The 493-nt window shown below is 43.0% G+C and carries 1 protein-coding gene; it reads right to left on the reverse strand.

The genetic code is table 11. From position 1 onward, the window contains the following. Positions 1-237 precede the first annotated feature (237 nt). Positions 238-369 carry a hypothetical protein gene (locus A3766_RS32400; RefSeq protein ID WP_255374960.1) on the reverse strand — a complete coding sequence of 44 codons (132 nt, stop codon included), beginning with the start codon at positions 367-369 and terminating at the stop codon, positions 238-240. Positions 370-493 lie beyond the last annotated feature (124 nt).

Consider the following 493-nt stretch of genomic DNA (forward strand, 5'->3'; position numbering starts at 1 on the left):
CAAGCCAGCGCGAATGACTTCACTTTGGTTAGAGTAATCACCTGAACTAATCAGACCTTCAATAAAACCGCCTTGATCATCAGTAGGTCTAAATGTAACGGTATCTGCCATAACAAACCTCTTCGTAAGAATATGTCTTACAAATAAATTTACATGACTTTATTCAGGCTGGCAAGGAATTAACCAACACGGCTAAACAATAACTACACTTGAATTCGTTCAGCAAGATCAAGCGCATCATCTACTTCTACCGGTACCACTATTCGCACCGGTGATGAGGTAAGTCTTACCTTTAAGAGACTCGATTCGCTCAGGTGTCCAGCCTTTTGGGCCGAATTGATGTTTAGTAAATTGGCGGTTGGTAGACATTGCTTAAACTCCTTTATGTGGAAATAAGGAAATAAGGGGTCGGTGACAACTGATTCTTATTTGTCACCGACCCCTTAGGCTCTTCTACGGATCGTGGCGCTGACAATGCCGATGAGCTTCAGCG

This window comes from Oleiphilus sp. HI0132 (assembly GCF_001635845.1).